Genomic DNA, 18,544 nt, shown 5'->3' on the forward strand with positions numbered 1-18,544 from the left:
ATGACTCAGACACTCTGTCCGTCGATTACCGGCAACTTGGAAGCCATTGAACAAGGTTTGGCGTTTTTTCAGCATTGCAAGCAAAGCGATTATACCTACAGTGCCAAACCTTATGTCGATAGCAGCATGGGACAACATTTACGCCACATATTGGATCTCTATCGAGCGGTGATCAACGCCAACAACATCGGTGTTGTCGATTACGATGCTCGCCGCCGAGGCGCAAAAGTGGAAACCGACCTTGAAACCGGTGTAGAAGAATTGCATGAGATCAAAAACTGGCTGTTAGCGATAGACGAAAAAAGCCTTGATGTTCCCTTGTCAATTTTATCCGAGGCCACCCTAGCCACTCAGCAAATTTGTGAGATGACGTCAAGTTTGCGACGCGAGCTCTTGTTTACCGCCAGTCACACCATTCATCATTATGCCATGATCAAAACCATTGGTAAGCACCGCAATATTGAGCTCAATGAAAGCTTTGGTTTTGCGCCGTCAACCTCGACCTATTTAAGAGGCCGAGCTTAATCGCCTTATAGCAAACAAGGATACAGTATGTGTACAGCTTCCTGGCTAGTCGACAACGGCGCCTTTCATCTGTTTTTTAATCGCGATGAACAGATTGATCGCGTTATTGCTACGCCACCAAACTACCACCAAAGCCCTGATGGCACGCAGTGGGTCATGCCAATTGACCCACAAGGCGGCGGCAGTTGGATTGGTGTCAATGAATACGGTATTGCCCTGTGTTTACTCAACTTTTATCAGGGACAAACCCCGCAGGGCCCTTTGGTCAGTCGCGGACAATTAGTGAAAACCTTTATTCAACACCAGAGTGTCGATGGTTTGATCAAAGCATTTAAACAACTCGACTTATCACACTATGCGCCTTTTACCTTCGTGCTGTTTGCCCCCACTCAAAGTCCGCTAGCTCACAACGTGAGAGCGATGCAATGGGATGGCCATAGTTTGTGTGACAGTGTCGCGGCGTCCCCCGTGAGCTCAAGCGGTTATCGATACGAAGAAGTGATCCAATTTCGCCGCCAACACTACACTCAACACGTGTTGCCTAACCCCACGGTCGCCGCGCATATTGACTTTCACCGCCACCGCAGCGAGCTTAGCTATTTAGGCCCCAACCTGCAGCGAAATGACGCGAAAACCGTTAGTTTTACACACATTTGCATCGACCAATCTCATATCACGATGGATTATCAAGATGCTGATAGCGAAGCAATAACCCGATGTTCAATGCGCCTTAAAAAGCACAAAGACACCGAAAAAAGACATGTTGTCGGCTAGAGATGAAATATTTTTGCCCCTCCCCCTGTCCTTTATATTGAAATGACGAATTAAAAGGAAAAGACGATGAGAAAATTTTGGCTTTTGGTATCCCTGTTGATAACGCCCCTGATGTTTAGTTTATCCGCACACGCTCAGGACCCGGTCTACACCAGCTTTTTTAGCAGTAAAGCCGTTGGTGGTTATGATACGGTCGCTTACTTTACCGAAAATAAGCCGGTCAAAGGGAGCGATCAATTCAAAACCCGCTACCAAGGGGCAGATTGGTATTTTTCCAGTCAAGAAAACCTCGACCTGTTTGTCAATAACCCAGACAAATACGCGCCTCAATACGGTGGCTATTGCGCTTGGGCGGTCGCGGCAAAAAATGACTTTGCCCCTGGCGATCCGCTGCATTGGCGTATTGTCGGTGATAAGCTTTATTTAAACTACGACCAAAGCGTTCAAGAGATGTGGAACAAAGACATCCCAGGATTTATTGCCCAAGCTGAGCAAAATTGGCCAGCGCTTATCAATCAATAAATCGTGCACCACGCGGTAAGCCGAGTTGTTCAAGCCCTAACGAAACAGGCAGAGTACTTCACTCTGCCTGTTTTTTTATGCGCTGTTTCTACCCGCGCCTTTCACTCATCACGACGGACAATTTAAAGATCGCCGCCATAAATATCAAAGTTAAAGTATTTGTTGGCTATCTTGTCGTAAGTCCCATTGGCACGAATGGCTTTTATCGCTTGGTTAAATTGCTCAGCCAGCGCCTTATCTTGTTTGCGAAGTGCGAGCGCGGTGCCTTCACCGATATAGGCTTTATCCGTCACCGCTTGGCCTTTAAAAGCAAACTCTTGCCCTTCCGGTTTGGCCAAAAATGCCAACTCCAATTGATCGGCGTTGCCAAAGGTCACGTCCAAACGGCCATTTTGCATGTCGAGATACACTTCATCTTGACCGCTGTAGCGTTTGATGGTGGCCACATCAGCAAATTTGTCGGTGACGTAACGGTCGTGGATGGTCCCTTGCTGAACGCCGATGGTTTTGCCTGCTAACCCTTGGCTATCCATGGCAAAGTCGGCACTGGATTTGGCGACAAAACGCGCTGGGGTTTGGTAGTACTTATCGGTAAACAGCACTTTTTTCTTGCGATCTTCAGTGATGCGCATTGACGCCATGATCACATCGGCTTTACGAGAAAGAAGACTTGGGATCAAGGCATCCCAACCTTGGGACACCCAAGTACATTCGAGTTTTGCTTCTGCACACAAAGCATCTGCAATTTCAATATCAAAACCAACAGGGGTACCTTCGGCATTTTTATAATTAAACGGAGGGTAGGTAAAATCCGAAGCTAAGCGTACTTCTTTTGCCATTACTACGTGGGAAGTCATCATGGCCAAACATGCCAGACCTAAGCTAAACGTTTTTTTCATTTTTTCATCCTTGGTTTGTATTTTGAGATATTGTACTTTGAGATTGAGGGGTATATTGATCGATAAGATCAACCACTTTTTGCATGGTTTGTCGAGTGCCAATGGTGATCCTGACACAATGCTTAAGACTGTCTTCATGTGCTTGATTACGAGTAACCACACCGTGTTGTTTAAGGTAATCAAACAGATCGAACTCAGGTTGAGTTTTCACTAACACAAAGTTGGTTGCACTTGGGTAGACGCGTTCAATAAACCCATAGTTCGAAAGTTGTTCGGCAAACCAATCGCGTGTCTCAATCAAGCTATCAACCCCGGTTTGCATCTTGGTTAAACCCTGCTCAGACAGAGCGTTTAACACCAGTTCACAACTTGGGTCTGGCATTGGATAAGGCGGTACTAAACGCTTTACGATGTCCATGACCTCAGGGTTGGCAAGAATAAAACCGCAGCGAACCGCCGCCAAACCAAAGGCTTTTGACAAGGTGCGAATGATCACCAAATTGGGGTATTCCTCAAGCAGATCAGCAAAGGAAGCGTCGGGTTGATATTCAATATACGCTTCATCGATAACCACTAACGTCTGCTCTTTAGTATGCTCAAGCAAGGTCGTCACTTGCGCTTTATCGAGCACTTGTCCGGTTGGGTTGTTTGGCGAGCATAAAAACACTACGTTGGCTTCAACGCTGGCCTCAATTAACGCTTCTAAGGGAAGCGCAAAGTCCGCTCCCTGCAAAGGCAAGGCCAAGGTTTGTACCAATGAAGCCTCGGCACAAAATTGATACATGGCATAGGTTGGCGTACAAATCGCAATCTTATCCTTACCGGGCTGGCAAAATGCACGGGTGATCAAATCAATGGCTTCATCAGCGCCGCGCACCGCTAACACCTCGGCTTGGGTGTTGGCATAGGCCTGATAAGCGGCTGCAACTTGGCCTGGCAAAAAGTCCGGGTAGCGATGGTATTGGCCGGCGTCTTGAGTGTACGCTATAGCCTGCTCTAACTCATTGGCATTTAACCAAATATCACCATGGCCCCCTATGCGACGAGCAGACTGGTAAGGTATTAATTTTTTTATCGACTCAGGGACGATAGCATCGATTAGACGTGACATTCACACCTCATAAAATACAAACAACTTTGAACAGCACGCATAGTTTTTTACACAAAATCTGTTTTTATGCACTAATTGTCAAAATGATTAATTAATAAATCATTCAATCAAAAAGTATTTGCAAAATGAATCGAAATAAAAGCATACTTGTCATGATAAAAACTCATGGCTATTAGTATGTCTCTTCCCTCGACAAAAGCACTGCAAATTTTTTTGGCGACCGCGCACCATTTAAGCTTTACTCGCGCCGCTCGTGATCTGCACTTAACTCAAGGGGCGGTCAGTCGTCAGATCATTTCATTAGAAGAAAAACTGGCGGTCAAACTGTTTTATCGCCACGCTCGAGGCTTGAGTTTAACCCCCAACGGTCAAATCCTCGTGCCCAAAGCCCAAGCCTTGATTGAGCAATTACAACAAACCGTTATTGAAGTGGCTCGTAACCACTCAACACTGCGCATCAACACGCCAAGTTGCGTGACCTCATGGCTGCTCGATAAATTAATGCACTTTCAACAAGCTCACCCAGAAATCGACGTTGAGTTAACCTCGACCATCAGTCATCAAACCGAGAGTAACTATCACGCCTTTGACATCGTCATCCTCTACGCCGAACAGCCCAAGTTACCCGGTATTGACTGTTTTTCTCTGTTTGCCGAGCAATTAACGCCGCTGTGTAGCCCTGAGTTGTGGCACAGTCGCTATGACCGCGACCACGCCCCACAAGCCGATGCCTTAACACACTTTGCTTGGCTGCACGCCAACCCGATGCAAAGCGATTGGTCTTTGTGGTTAAACGCGGTCAGTCAAACCAAGTTGGCCAGTAAAACCAACCAGCATTTCGCCACCCTAGACCAAGCCATGCAAGCGGCTCAACAAGGCTTTGGCATTGCGGTTGGCGACATTACCCTTGCCAAACAAGACATGAAATTAAAGCGTTTATTACAGCCTTTCGACACCGTCGTCCCTTCAGGGAAACATTATTATTTTAGCTATCCTGAACACATGGATAACCCTTCACTGTTTCTCTTGCGCGATTGGCTGCTTAATGAGAGCCGATACGACGGATGCCCTTAGGGTACGATCAGAGCTGGCAACACCTTGGTGCGGCCTGGGTTTCACCGACGACCTTTATCGTTGACGAATGAGGTTGAGCAAGGTTTGACGGGCGTGAGAAACGCGTACTTGACGAAGTGCACTTGGCAGCCAAATAAGGAAATAATCAATTTCGTGAGTGCCATGAGGTGAAGGGAGTTCCACCAAGTCACCATTTTTAATTTGCTCACGACATAGAAAATCTGGCATCACCGACCACCCAAAGCCCTGAATTAAGATGTTGCGCTGGGCACGAAAGTCAAGGTTGACAAGACTAGGGGTTAAGCTTTCGAGCGAGAGTTTGTTTTTTTTCAGCCAGGTTTCAATCAAGCTCAACTCCAAGTTATAAGACAGTAAATGCTCTTCACTCAAGCCTTGCGCAAGACTCTTCGCCCCTGCGATCCTCTCTGCCACCGCCTTAGAGGCCACAGGCAAGACACGACTCGTGTAAATACGTTCACTGCGCAATCGTTCATCGAGCACCGGATAAGCGGTAATACCCAAATCGCAATGACCTTCTAACAACATATTCTTGATCATGATACCGGTTTCGCTGTGCATGCGTACTTTCATGCCCGACGTCAATAAAGGCAATAATGGCTCACTTAAAATTTCAGCCATGAAATCCGCGTGGCCAACAATCTGTAATACTCCGGAAAGATCCATCGAGCGCGAGCGGGCGTTGGCAAGCGCCGCTTCGGCCATATCCAATTTATCACCGATGTCAAAGGCCAGCTCTTTGCCCGCGGCGGTCGGCTCTACCCCTGAGCTGGTGCGTTCAAATAACGGTTTACCCACGGCGATTTCTAAGCCGGTAATGTGTTGCGACACCGCAGGTTGAGTCAGATTTAACGCTTTGGCCGCGCGGCTCAGCGACCGTTGTCGGTACACCTCAATAAAGCTTCTCATTCTTACTAATGACATGGTTTCGCCTATAAATATTTTTATACCCTCTACAAAATAGCATAATTACCCGCCAATACCGATATTGAGTAACATGCCAATATCGAAAACGAGTTGTGTGACAAAGCTAACGCCATTTTTTGCTCATTCCGTCTTACAGGAGGCCATATGTCCAGCACTGACAATCAATCACAGTTACGCTCTATTCTGAAGTCAATGAAAAAGCAACAAATCAACAACGGCCCCGCTTCCATCGCGCTGCGCCAAGATCGATTGGCACGCAGCATGGCCTTAATTGCAGACAACCACCAAGCGCTTACCGAAGCAATCAGCCAAGACTTTGGTCATCGCAGTGCATACCAAACTGGCGCTGCCGACTTGCTCGGTACCATTAATTTATTGCAACACGCCAGCGATAACCTAGCCGACTGGATGCAACCTGAGCGAGTTGAAGCGCCAGCACCGGGTATGCAGACTGCAGTGCAGTACCAACCCCTTGGTGTGGTCGGTGTCATCAGCCCTTGGAATTTTCCAATCAACCTGGCTTTTGGTCCACTGGCCAGTGTTTTTGCGGCCGGTAACACCGCCATGTTAAAACCGTCGGAGTTAACCCCGAAAACCTCACAACTCTTGGCTGAACTGGTTGGTCGTTACTTCGGTCCAGAAGAGTTGACCGTGGTCCTTGGCGATGCCGAGGTCGGGCAAGCGTTCAGCGCGCTACCTTTTGATCATTTGATCTTCACCGGCAGCACCGCCGTGGGCAAACACGTCATGCGCGCAGCGGCAGAACATTTAGTGCCTGTGACCTTAGAGCTGGGCGGTAAATCGCCGGTTGTGGTCGCTAAAGATGCAGATCTCACCAAAGCCGTCGAGCGCACCTTAACGGTGAAAGCCTTTAACGCCGGTCAAATTTGTATTTCGCCAGACTACTTGATCTTAGCTGAGTCGCAACGCGAGGCCTTCGTCGACCAAGCCCGTCAGTTTATGGCAGGTTCATTCCCAACCATTTATGACAACCCAGATTACACAGCGATCATCAATGAGCGTCATTTCAATCGCTTAGTGGGTTTACTGGACGATGCCAAAGCCAAAGGGGCCACCCTAGTTAAATTAGCCGCGGACGATGAGCCAGCCTATGACGCACAACGCCGTAAGGTGGCACCGCATTTAGTCTTAGATGTGAATGATGACATGGCCATTATGCAAGAAGAGATCTTTGGTCCATTACTGCCGGTGAAAACGTATCAAGACGAGCAAGAAGCGATCACGTACGTCAATGCTCACCCTCGACCACTGGCGGCTTACTTTTTCAGTGAGTCTGAGCAGAATCAACAACACTTTGCCAATCACACTACCTCAGGAGCTCTGGTGGTTAACGATGTGATGACCCATGTCAGCATCGAAAATTTACCGTTTGGCGGTGTAGGTCCATCAGGCATGGGGGCTTATCACGGTATTTATGGTTTCCGTCAGTTTTCACATGCAAAACCGGTTGTAATCCAAAGCGAACAAGCCGAGTCTAGCCAACGTCTGCGCGCGCCTTACCAAGAAAAACTCACTGCGTTGAACGCTTTTTTCCAAAGCTGAATCAAGTCTTACCAACCCTACATTTAGGAGTGTTAAATGAAGATTTTAATGGTACTAACGTCACACGATAAACTGGGCGATACCGGAGAAAAAACCGGCTTTTGGCTAGAAGAGTTTGCCGCGCCGTATTATCAGTTTCTCGATGCAGGCAGCGAGATTACTTTGGCTTCACCGCTTGGTGGTCAGCCCCCTTTAGACCCGAATAGTGAGCTAGAGGATTTTCAAACGCCAGCGACCGAGCGCTTCAACCAAGACCCACAAGCACAAGCGGTTTTGGCGAACACGGTCAAACTCGAGACCATCAATAGCGAAGACTTTGACGCGGTATTCTACCCTGGCGGTCATGGCCCATTGTGGGATTTAACGTCCTCAGCCACCTCAATTGCCTTGATCGAATCGTTCGAGCGAGCCCAAAAACCCATCAGCTTTGTGTGTCATGCGCCAGCGGTACTTAAAGACGTGAAAGCCGCTAATGGCGATGTATTGATCAAAGGGCGCAAGGTCACCGGCTTTACCAATGGTGAAGAAGCCGGCGTAGGGCTGACTGACGTGGTGCCGTTTTTGATTGAAGACGAATTCATTCGACTGGGCGCCGATTACCAAAAATCTGACGACTGGAGTGAGTTTGTGGTTGAAGACGGTCTGTTGATCACCGGTCAAAACCCAGCCAGTTCCGAGGCCGTTGCCAAAGCGCTGCTCAAGCGTTTGTCGTAAGTGGCTTTGACTCGCACTATCGTTTAGTGCTCGCCAAACTCACTATTTGAAATAAACCCATCCTGCCCTAGTCAGCACGCACTGACTAGGGCAGTAATAGTTAAATAAGAAAACTGAATGAAACGTGATATTTACGCCTACATTACGACTTGTGTTCTTGTGATCGCCGTCGGTTTTAGCGCGTTTTTGGTTTACACCGACAATGCCATTCCCTTTACCACACAAGCGACAGTCAAAACCACCTCAATTAATGTGGTCCCTGAAGTGAAGGGGTATATTACTGATGTCTACGTTCGCGAGGGACAACGCGTACCAGCCGGGGCACCGCTGTTGCAGATTGATCGCACTGACTATCAAATAGCCAAAGACAAAGCGTTAGCCGTCCAGAAACAACGACAGAGTACACTGGCGAAAAGTACACGTCACTATCAGCGAATTCGCGCGTTAGCCAAAAAAGGCTCCATCAGCCAAGACGACCTCGATGTTGCCAAAGAAGCCATGGCCAACGCCAACGCACAACTTGAGCAAGCCAATGCCGATCTCGCGACGGCAAAGCGAAACTTAGAGCGTACCCTGATGATTGCCAAACACGCTGGGGTTGTCACCAATTTGGCCTATAAACCTGGTATGTACGTTAGCCCGTCTTCGGTGGCGGTTCACTTGGTCAACCGCCAAGATTTATGGGTCGCCGCGGATTTTACTGAAAAAGGCTTACCGGCATTACAGAAAAATCGCCACGTCAATATCGTGTTTGATGCTCTGCCCAACCGCGTATTCCAAGGCCAAATTAGCGCCATCGACCAAGCCATTCAATCGGGTCTTAACGATGCCGGCCAACTCGCGACAGTGACCAATGAAACACGCTGGATCCGCTCCCAGCAAAAAGTCCGCGTCCGAATTCGTCTTGATGAGATGCCAAGCAACGTGGTGGCGGGCGGCCGTGCCAGTGTCATGCTCCGCGATGACGGCAAGGTGTCCGATACTTGGATGTCCCTATTGAGCTGGTTGAGATACTTATACTAATGTACGAGCTGCTACGAAAAACACTGATCATTTTAATTTGCTTAATGCTGAGTAAAACACTGCATATGACGGTCGGTGTTTACTTGTTGTTATTTGCGATTTTATTATCAACCACAACGGTGTCTAAGCACATTCATCAGTTACTGGGGAAATTATTGCCCGCCGTCATATGCGCCTTAGGGGCTACCTTAGTCAACCAAGCCTTCAGTGAACACCCCTTCATTATTTGGACCTGCTGCCTGGTGTTTTTTGATCACGTACGCCGCCAAGCCAATACCAACCTCAAAATTGGCCAAGCGGTACTGCCTTTGTTCATGATCATTTTTGTCACCACTTATCACAATAGCGGTACGTATACCGATGCACTTATTTTTTACATGCACGACGTAGTGTTAAGTGCCGGGGTTGTCGCTTTCGTCACGAGCTTTATGAATCATATCATGCCGCCCAAAAGTGCCCCTTCGGCACCGCAAGTCATTCACCAACCTGTAACCGGCAGTGATCGGCTCAAAATACTGGTATTGGTTGGCGGCGGCTTGGCCTTTATCATGATCAATCAAGTCACCAGTGCGGTATTTTGCTTAGTGCCCTTAGTCACCTCCGCGATGCAACCGACCCATCAGCACATGAAACAACATTCAAAAGAAAAATTGTTGTCGCAGATTGGCGGCTGTTGTCTGGCGATCATCATGTCGATGGTGTACTCAGGTACGGAAGTGAATCTATTTAGCTACGCGTTAATCTCCTTTTTGTTGATTTACCTCATTTTGTACTGGATACAGCATTCAGAGCCGGTGGACAAAGCGATTCACGGCGACGCTTTAATGGGCTTTTTAATTCCATATCAATTGTACATTGCCCAATACGGCAACAATTTTGGCCTTAATTCCATTACTTTGCGCGCTACAGAATTGATGATTGCCTTAGTGATCATCTATATTGTTGCCCACTGGCTAGATTCGTTAGCTCGACATCGCCCTCCAGCTCAGTAGCCCATGTGGCAACTCAATATACTTATGACTTATTATTCTTTTTTTGTTATATATTTATTCATCAATTCGTATGATTAACCTGTTGAGCACTTCTGGCCACAAGCGGTACTGAAAATAGGCACTTATAGTGTGGAATGCTTTAAATAATGGTTAAATAGTGTTTTATTTTGATGTGTAAAATAAAATCAATTGTCCCCTTGTTAGCGATTCAATTAGTGGTATATTGACTGCATAGATGTGCACTTGACAAACTGATGAATGTCGATCGCTATCAAGCCGATGGCCAGGTGATAGGACAATCACCTTAGCGTCGATAAAGTGCCAAGTGAGGGTTAACTAGCAAAGAGAGTCAAAGGAAATGAGACAAGAAACTGGTCAAAGAGACTTGAACCAGAATGGGCAAAAAGGCAAAGAAAACCAGGTTGATGTTGTGCTTATTGGCGGTGGGATCATGAGTGCCACACTGGGCAGTTTCCTACAACAATTGGAGCCCAACTGGCAAATCAACCTCTATGAGTGTTTAAGCGATGTCGCTCAAGAAAGTTCGAACGGTTGGAATAACGCCGGCACCGGTCACACCTCCTTAGCGGAGTCCAACTACACGCCTCTGAAAGCCGATGGCAGTATCGATATCAGTAAAGCGATTAAAATCTACCAACAGTTTCAATTATCACGCCAATTTTGGGCTTACCTAAGCGAGCAAGGTCAACTTGGCACGCCAAGCAGCTTCATCAATAGCGTGCCTCATTTGAGCTTTGTCAGTGGCCAAGAGAACGTCGAATTTTTGCGCAAACGCTATCAAGCCCTTTCCTCTTTGTCTTTGTTCGAAGGCATGGCTTATTCCGAAGACCCCGAGCAAATTCGCACTTGGTTGCCTTTGATGATGGAGGGTCGTTCCAGTGATCAGCCGATCGCCGCTACCCGCTCTATCGATGGCACGGATGTCAACTTTGGTGAGCTCACCCGCCAAATGATCGACAATTTGCAGCGCAACGAGCGTTTTTCACTGCAGTTAAAACACAAAGTGACTCAGCTTGACAAGCAAAGTGATGGCCGTTGGAAAGTGGGTGTGCGCTGTCTGACAACGGGTAAAGAGCACACCGTTCTTAGCCGTTACGTGTTCATCGGTGCTGGCGGTGCCTCATTGACCTTATTGCAAAAATCGTCGATCCCAGAAGCGAAATCGTATGCGGGTTTCCCGGTCGGGGGCCAATTTTTAGTGACTGAGAACCCAGATCTCGTCAACGCCCACCAAGCGAAAGTGTATGGCAAAGCGGCGGTCGGTGCTCCGCCGATGTCGGTCCCACACATGGATACTCGGGTCATTGATGGCAAAAAAATGCTGTTATTTGGGCCTTTTGCCAGTTTCTCGAGTAAATTCTTAAAACAGGGCTCGCTTCTCGATTTATTTTCGTCGGTCACACCACACAATGTGCTGCCAATGATGCACGTCGGGCTCAATAACTTTGACTTGGTGAAATACCTCGTCGGCCAACTAACGCAAAGTGAAGACGACCGCATCAAAGCCTTGCAAGCCTTTTACCCTAAGGCCAAAGCCAGTGACTGGCGTTTGTGTCAAGCCGGGCAACGAGTACAAATCATCAAAAAAGAAGCCGGTAAAAAAGCCGCATTACACTTAGGCTCTGAACTGGTTCACGCCAAAGACGGAAGCTTAACCGCACTCCTTGGTGCATCGCCGGGGGCCTCAGTTTCGGCCGCCATCATGATGGAATTACTCGAGCGTTGTTTCCCAGAACAAATGGGCAGCAAAGCGTGGCAAAACAAAATCCAACAAATGTTGCCATCGTATGGTCAGGATTTACTCGACAACCCACAGTTGCATCAACACGTATTGGCGCAGACGGCGAAAAGTCTCAACCTTGACAACCATTTAGTTGAATTAAACACCAATGTAGAGAACACGTCTCACGAGGCCGAAAAACATCAAGAGGCCGATGTCGCTTAATTTTCTCCCGCCTTTTAAACGCGTTTGACTCGCGGTATTGTTCACTGGCCAATCACAGATTGATTGGCCTTTTTTACCTCTAACGCGCTTATTTTTGACTCTGTATCCCCTTCTAAGCCTAAAGGGGTAGAAGCGCATAATATCGAGTGCAATGCGCCCCCTCTTAGTGATCATTGTGATTTTACTTATCACTTTCTCTTTAATTATCTGCAACTTATAAATTGGAACACTTATTGCTCAACTTGGTATTGATACTGAGAATACACCCTTGTATTCGACGTTAGCACGGTTGAGACTGATTGGTTTGCCGTCCAGTAGAGACTCACCTGTGTAACTATCTGATGGCCTGTTATGCCATCGCGGACTTTTTATTGATGAAAGGAATCAAAATGAAAAAGAATGCCCTGAGAAGCGCTGTGATCGCTGCGGTCAGTACCTTCTGCCTGCTTGCCCCCGTTAGCCTTAATGCCGAAGAGCTTGGCTGGCCCGAGAAAGAAGAGCTTACCTTTGGCTTTATCAAACTCACGGATATGGCCCCCATCGCCATTGCGTATGAAAAAGGCTACTTTGAAGACGAAGGCTTGTACGTCACCATTGAAGCGCAAGCAAACTGGAAAGTCTTGCTAGACGGGGTGATTGATGGCCGTCTCGATGGCGCCCACATGCTCGCAGGCCAACCGATAGCCGCGACCATTGGCTATGGCACCAAAGCGGATATCATTACCCCATTTTCTATGGATCTTAACGGCAACGGCATTACGGTCTCCAACGAGGTTTGGCAACAAATGAAAGCCAATATCCCTAAAATGGACGACGGTAGACCGGTTCACCCAATCAAAGCCGACGCACTAAAACCGGTGGTCGACCAATACAATGCCGAAGGCAAGCCGTTTAAAATGGGCATGGTCTTTCCCGTTTCGACCCACAATTACGAACTTCGCTATTGGTTAGCCGCCGGGGGTATTCACCCAGGCTACTACGCCCCACACCGCGGTGATACGTCAGGTCAACTCGATGCCGACGCTTTACTGTCTGTCACACCGCCGCCACAAATGCCCGCCACCTTAGAAGCCGGTACGATTTTCGGTTATTGCGTTGGCGAACCGTGGAACCAACAAGCGGTGTTTAAAGGCATTGGTGTCCCTGTGGTCACCGACTATGAAATCTGGAAAAACAACCCAGAGAAAGTTTTTGGTATCACCAAACAATTTGCTGAAAAATACCCCAATACGACCATTCGTCTCACCCGTGCGTTGATCCGCGCCGCCAAATGGTTAGATGACAACGACAATGCCAATCGCCCGGAAGCGGTCAAAATCTTATCGCAATCAAACTACGTTGGCGCCGACTACGACGTGATAGCCAACAGCATGACGGGCACGTTTGAGTACGAAAAAGGCGATAAGCGCGCCGTGCCTGATTTTAATGTCTTTTTCCGCCACAACGCCACTTACCCCTATTACTCTGATGCCATTTGGTATTTGACCCAAATGCGTCGTTGGGGGCAGATCAGTGAACCACAAAGTGATGAGTGGTACAAAGAAACGGCGAAAAAAGTCTATCGTCCAGACATTTACATCAAAGCCGCACAATCGCTTATCGATGAAAAATTAATGGATAAAGCCGACTTCCCCGACTTTAGTCAAGAAGATGGTTACCGCCAACCGCAAACTCACTTTATCGACAACATTGTTTACGACGGCAACAAGCCCAACGACTACATCGACAAATTTTCGATTGGTCTCAAAGCCCAACAAAAACTGTAATCCACCACAGTCAATGATGCCGGCGAGTTCGCCGGCACTAAGGACAGAGAGATGAAAACACAACCACTTAACGCCAAGGCCGAAAGCACGGTAATCACGGTGATCAGCGATTGGTGCACTCAACAATTGAAAGCCTTGTTATTACCCATTGCGGGCATCGCCTGTTTTTTGCTCATTTGGTCAATTGCCGCCAATCAAATCAATACGTCGCTGGGTAAATTCCCAGGGCCATCACAAGTTTCAGAGCAAATCGTCAATCTTTATTTAGAACACAACCAAGAGCGAGAGAAAGAGCAAGCGTTCTACCAACGCCAAGAAGAGCGCAATGCCAAACGCGTTGCCGCCGACCCTTCCTATGAACCTAAAATACGCGCCTATACCGGCAAAGAAACCTTTCTCGACCAGATTGTCACCAGCTTAATCACGGTGATGACTGGGTTTATCGTCGCCGCCATCATTGCGATTCCATTGGGTATTGCCATTGGCTTGAGTCGCTCTCTCAATACGGCGATCAACCCAATTATTCAGATCTTTAAACCCGTTTCGCCATTGGCTTGGCTACCTTTAGTGACCATGGTGGTCAGCGCGGTGTATACCACGTCCGACCCGATGTTTGCCAAGTCATTTATCAACTCAGTGATCACGGTAACCTTATGCTGTTTGTGGCCCATGGTCATCAATACCGCCGTCGGAGTGAGCTCTATTGAAAAAGATTGGGTTAACGTGAGCCGAGTGCTACGCCTGCCCCCATTAACCCATGTCAGAAAAATCGTCTTACCGTCGTCTGTGCCTGCTATCTTTACCGGAATGAGATTGTCACTTGGTATTGCTTGGATGGTGCTGATCGCCGCTGAGATGCTGGCGCAAAACCCAGGCCTTGGCAAATTTGTTTGGGATGAGTTTCAAAACGGCAGCTCACAATCCCTGAGTCGAATCATGACGGCGGTCCTGGTCATTGGCTTAATTGGCTTCATGCTCGATCGCAGTATGATGCAATTGCAACGTTGGGTGAGCTGGGATAAAGCCGCCGAAGTACGATAAACAAGGAGATTACCATGCAAGCATTTCTCGACATTAGTCATATTGATATGGTGTTTCCGACGCCAAATGGCCCTTTTACCGCGTTAAAAGACGTCAATTTACAAATTAACAAGGGCGAATTTATCTCGCTTATCGGCCACTCTGGTTGTGGTAAATCCACGGTACTCAACGTTGTCGCAGGGCTGCACAATGCCACGAGCGGCGGGGTAATTTTAAATGGCAAAGAGGTCAACCAACCCGGGCCCGAGCGAGCGGTGGTGTTTCAAAACCACTCCCTACTCCCTTGGTTAACGGCTTATCAAAATGTTGAACTGGCTGTCAAACAAGTCTTCTCAAAAACCATGAATGCCAATGAGATGAAAGAATGGATTGAGCACAATTTGCAGCTGGTGCACATGGATCACGCGATTAACAAGCGGCCAGATGAAATTTCTGGGGGGATGAAACAACGAGTTGGGATTGCCAGAGCACTTGCCATGCAACCCGAAGTATTGCTAATGGACGAGCCGTTTGGTGCCCTCGATGCACTAACACGCGCTCATATGCAAGATTCGTTAATGGAGATCCAAGACGAACTCAACAATACCGTGATCATGATTACTCATGACGTCGATGAAGCGGTGTTATTGTCCGATAAGATCGTCATGATGACCAATGGGCCAAGTGCGACCGTCGGTGAAATATTGGAGGTCAATTTACCAAGACCAAGAAACCGCTTAACCTTAGCCCAGGACCCAAGCTATAACCGTCTTCGCTCTGAAGTGCTGACCTTCCTCTATGAAAAGCAGCGCAAAGTCGAGCCCTTGAGTCAATCTAAAGCCAAGCCATCGTCCACTGATAAGCTCAAACGCGCTTGAACAGTCACTGCCCGCCTTCCCCTGATACACCACTCAGGGGATTTTTTCTTTAAAGACAGATAAGACAATAAAGAGATAACAGGACACGCAGGAAAAACTGCAAAAACTTCAGGACACGCAAGAAAAACTACAAAAACTTCAGGACACTCATGTCATCAACACGCTCCTCGCTGGCTAAATGGCGAATCCAATTTACAGACAATTCATGGGTGTCCTCAATTATTTTATGGGTGTCCCGTTTTGGGAAGTCATGGAAGCTTCAGGAGGAAACTTCAGGACACCCATGAAATCAACACACTCTTCGCTGGCTAAATGGCGAACCCAATTTGCAGACAATTCATGAGTGTCCTCGATTATTTTATGGGTGTCCCGTTGTGTTTTTTAGTAACGCGGCCGCGAAATTTATCGCCGATTTTTTATAAAAGGCTGTTATATTAGAGTATTAGCGACAACGCCATGGGGAGTAAAAATGGAAAGCAGCATTTTAGAGTGTATTCGTACGGTAGGACGCGGTGAGCGTGGCAGAAAGCCCCTTTCCTTTGAACAAGCGTACACCATTATGAGTGAGTATTTAGATGGCCATTGCGATGCCGATCAAATGGCGATGCTGTTAATGCTGATCCGAGTACAAAACGAAACCCATGACGAGATTGCCGGTTTTGTCCGTGCCTTTCAACCGCGTATTGCCAAGATCAACGCCGATATCGATTGGCCTTGTTATGCGGGTAAACGCTTAAGCCTTGGCAAACCCTGGCATCTGATTGCAGCCAAGATTTTGGCCAAGCAAGGCCAGCGCGTGTTACTGCACGGTTACAAAGACTCGGTTAACCCCCGTGAGCACGCGTCCGATTATCTTGAGCAGATCGGTATCGAACGAGCCAAAGACGCGTTGCACGCGCAAACCCTCCTCGACGACAAAAATATAGCGTATTTGCCGCTGGAAAACTTTGCTCCGCAAGCGCTAGCCATGATGGATTGGCGCCATCGCTACGGTCTTAGAACCCCTATCAATACCGTGGTGCGTGCACTCAATCCAGGCCAAGCTCGCTTTGGGATCCGCGGCAGTTTTCACCCGGGTTACCAGGAATTACACGCCAGAATTGAGCACAGTGTCGGTACATTAAGTCACACTATGCTGTCGTTTAAAGGGCAATCTGGTGAATCGGAGTACAACCCCAAAGTCAGCCAAACGGTGTGGCTCAGTCAAGAGCAAGGGGTGAGCGAGCTCTACTGGCCTGCCTTTGATGACTTAGTGCTACCGAGAATCGACACATGCCCATTGGGCACGCCAGACGAGGACAAAGACACCATGGCCAAAACGGTGGTGTCTACCTTAGTATCTGTGCTCTTTACTCAACTTGGCGATCGCGAACAAGCGCTGAATAAAGCACAAACGTTATGGCGCGAGTATGTCGATGGTTAACCCAATTTACATTTGTTAACCCATTAAGGCGGTACCTGTCTTAAGTGATTCACAAAAAGCCTTTACAATAGTGGTTTTACCGCGTGTAACAGTGACTAATTGTGATGAATTCATGGTCGATTTTTAAAGTGTTTTTTGGTTTGGGCTGCTACAGCTTTGGGGGTCCGGCTGCTCATATTGGTTATTTTCGCAACCAGTTTGTGATTCAAAGACAATGGCTTAGTGAAGAAGAGTTTGCTCAACTCGTCGCGTTAAGCCAATTTTTACCCGGCCCCGGTTCCAGCCAAGTTGGGTTTGCCTTGGGCTACAAACAAGGTGGTTTACCCGGAGCGATTAGCGCATTTTTGGGATTTACGCTACCGTCTATTTTCGCCATGATGGCTCTTGCACTTGTTGGCAACCAACTCACCGAACACTCAGCCTATCAAGGTTTTGTTCACGGCCTCAAACTGTTGGCCGTTGTGGTGGTCGCCGATGCGACATGGGGAATGTACAAAAACTTCTGTCAGCATAAAGTGACCCAACTGCTGGCCGGGATCACCGCGGTGTGTTTGCTCATCGCACCGAGCCTGTGGTTACAATTGGTGTTAATTTTGCTTGCCGGACTGGTTGGCTCAACCTGGTTAGCTCGCTCGGCAGCCCCTTCTTCATCAAGCGTTTTTCGCCCTAACCTTTGGCCGATTGCGCTGTTCTTCATTGTATTGCTATCGATGCCATGGCTTGGTGAGGTGTTCTCGCTTGCAAGCCTGTTTAACGACTTTTATCAAGCCGGCACCTTGGTGTTTGGTGGCGGTCATGTGGTCTTGCCGTTATTGCAAACCTTAGTCGGTGAACAATTGACTTCTGATCAATTTTTAGCAGGCTACGCAGCGGCTCAAGCTGTTCCTGGCCCGATGTTTACTTTCGCTACCTTTTTGGGCTACTTTTTATACCCGCAGCCTATTGTTGGCGCAATCGTTGCCACCATCGCAATCTTTGCTCCGGGTTTTCTCCTTTTGCTGGGCGTGATTAAGCATTGGCAAGTCCTCGCCAATCAGCCGCGCATTGCCGGTGCGCTCAAAGGTGTGAATGCCAGTGTGGTCGGCTTATTGGCCGCCGCGCTCTATCAACCCGTGATGAGTAGTGCGGTGGTCAACGCCAGTGACATGGCCTTGGTGGTGGCAGGATTTATCGCCTTGAAAACGTTAAAACTCCCCATCATTGCCTTAATCGGCCTCTTTGCTGGCCTCGGTATCTTGGTACTTTAAGCTTTTGATAAGCAAAAAAAACACGCTTCTACTTGAGTAAAAGCGTGTTTTAAGCACAAACGTATCTTAAATAGAAACAACTCTTAACGATAAAAGAGCGAC

17 protein-coding genes are annotated in these 18,544 nt (G+C 47.9%); 14 read left to right on the forward strand and 3 right to left on the reverse strand.

Going from position 1 to position 18,544, the window contains the following annotated elements; translation table 11 throughout:
* The 3 genes from AB0763_RS13295 to AB0763_RS13305 all read left to right on the forward strand — a co-directional run bounded on the left by AB0763_RS13295 (nt 1) and on the right by AB0763_RS13305 (nt 1,821).
* Entirely contained in the window at nt 1-525 is a 525-nt protein-coding gene (locus AB0763_RS13295) for a DinB family protein (protein WP_306099676.1), read from the forward strand.
* Between the two features lie 27 nt (nt 526-552).
* Nucleotides 553-1,299, forward strand: coding sequence for an NRDE family protein (locus tag AB0763_RS13300; RefSeq protein WP_306099677.1), 747 nt, complete (start codon nt 553-555; stop codon nt 1,297-1,299).
* Nucleotides 1,300-1,365: 66 nt separating this feature from the next.
* Nucleotides 1,366-1,821, forward strand: a complete 456-nt coding sequence (locus AB0763_RS13305; protein ID WP_306099678.1) for a YHS domain-containing (seleno)protein — start codon at nt 1,366-1,368, stop codon at nt 1,819-1,821.
* 122 nt (nt 1,822-1,943) lie between these two features.
* Here the strand turns inward: AB0763_RS13305 and AB0763_RS13310 are convergent, their stop codons facing one another.
* Complete coding sequence (locus AB0763_RS13310; RefSeq protein ID WP_306099679.1) at nt 1,944-2,720, reverse strand: ABC transporter substrate-binding protein; 777 nt, start codon at nt 2,718-2,720, stop codon at nt 1,944-1,946.
* Between the two features lie 4 nt (nt 2,721-2,724).
* Nucleotides 2,725-3,831, reverse strand: coding sequence for a histidinol-phosphate transaminase (gene hisC, locus AB0763_RS13315; protein ID WP_306099680.1), 1,107 nt, complete (start codon nt 3,829-3,831; stop codon nt 2,725-2,727).
* Between the two features lie 171 nt (nt 3,832-4,002).
* Between hisC and AB0763_RS13320 the strand changes: the two genes are divergently transcribed.
* Nucleotides 4,003-4,905: a LysR substrate-binding domain-containing protein gene (locus tag AB0763_RS13320; protein WP_306099915.1), complete on the forward strand. Its 903-nt coding sequence runs from the start codon at nt 4,003-4,005 to the stop codon at nt 4,903-4,905.
* 54 nt (nt 4,906-4,959) lie between these two features.
* On the opposite strand, the gene AB0763_RS13325 is transcribed toward AB0763_RS13320, so the two are convergent.
* Complete coding sequence (locus tag AB0763_RS13325) at nt 4,960-5,847, reverse strand: LysR family transcriptional regulator (RefSeq protein WP_306099681.1); 888 nt, start codon at nt 5,845-5,847, stop codon at nt 4,960-4,962.
* A gap of 147 nt (nt 5,848-5,994) precedes the next feature.
* Between AB0763_RS13325 and AB0763_RS13330 the strand changes: the two genes are divergently transcribed.
* The 10 genes from AB0763_RS13330 (at nt 5,995) to chrA (ending at nt 18,442) form a co-directional block, all read left to right on the forward strand.
* Nucleotides 5,995-7,413, forward strand: a complete 1,419-nt coding sequence (locus AB0763_RS13330) for a coniferyl aldehyde dehydrogenase (protein ID WP_306099682.1) — start codon at nt 5,995-5,997, stop codon at nt 7,411-7,413.
* Nucleotides 7,414-7,449: 36 nt separating this feature from the next.
* Nucleotides 7,450-8,127 carry a type 1 glutamine amidotransferase domain-containing protein gene (locus AB0763_RS13335; RefSeq protein ID WP_306099683.1) on the forward strand — a complete coding sequence of 226 codons (678 nt, stop codon included), beginning with the start codon at nt 7,450-7,452 and terminating at the stop codon, nt 8,125-8,127.
* Between the two features lie 117 nt (nt 8,128-8,244).
* Nucleotides 8,245-9,150 (forward strand): efflux RND transporter periplasmic adaptor subunit, encoded by a 906-nt coding sequence (locus AB0763_RS13340; RefSeq protein WP_306099684.1) that lies wholly within the window; start codon nt 8,245-8,247, stop codon nt 9,148-9,150.
* Complete coding sequence (locus AB0763_RS13345; protein ID WP_306099685.1) at nt 9,150-10,142, forward strand: DUF2955 domain-containing protein; 993 nt, start codon at nt 9,150-9,152, stop codon at nt 10,140-10,142. Before AB0763_RS13340 ends, AB0763_RS13345 begins: the two co-directional genes overlap by 1 nt.
* A 358-nt stretch (nt 10,143-10,500) precedes the next feature.
* On the forward strand, nt 10,501-12,108 hold the full coding sequence (gene mqo, locus AB0763_RS13350; RefSeq protein WP_306099686.1) for a malate dehydrogenase (quinone): 1,608 nt from the start codon (nt 10,501-10,503) through the stop codon (nt 12,106-12,108).
* Nucleotides 12,109-12,497: 389 nt separating this feature from the next.
* Nucleotides 12,498-13,874, forward strand: coding sequence for a CmpA/NrtA family ABC transporter substrate-binding protein (locus AB0763_RS13355; protein WP_306099687.1), 1,377 nt, complete (start codon nt 12,498-12,500; stop codon nt 13,872-13,874).
* A gap of 51 nt (nt 13,875-13,925) precedes the next feature.
* Complete coding sequence (locus AB0763_RS13360; protein ID WP_306099688.1) at nt 13,926-14,915, forward strand: ABC transporter permease; 990 nt, start codon at nt 13,926-13,928, stop codon at nt 14,913-14,915.
* A 14-nt stretch (nt 14,916-14,929) separates the two neighbouring features.
* Complete coding sequence (locus AB0763_RS13365) at nt 14,930-15,772, forward strand: ABC transporter ATP-binding protein (RefSeq protein WP_306099689.1); 843 nt, start codon at nt 14,930-14,932, stop codon at nt 15,770-15,772.
* A 469-nt stretch (nt 15,773-16,241) separates the two neighbouring features.
* Nucleotides 16,242-17,195 (forward strand): glycosyl transferase family protein, encoded by a 954-nt coding sequence (locus tag AB0763_RS13370; protein WP_306099690.1) that lies wholly within the window; start codon nt 16,242-16,244, stop codon nt 17,193-17,195.
* 104 nt (nt 17,196-17,299) lie between these two features.
* The gene (gene chrA, locus AB0763_RS13375) at nt 17,300-18,442 is read left to right on the forward strand and encodes a chromate efflux transporter (RefSeq protein WP_306099916.1); all 1,143 of its coding nucleotides are present in this window, start codon (nt 17,300-17,302) and stop codon (nt 18,440-18,442) included.
* Nucleotides 18,443-18,544 lie beyond the last annotated feature (102 nt).

This window comes from Vibrio sp. HB236076 (assembly GCF_040957575.1).
In the GTDB taxonomy this organism is placed as follows: Bacteria; Pseudomonadota; Gammaproteobacteria; order Enterobacterales; family Vibrionaceae; genus Vibrio.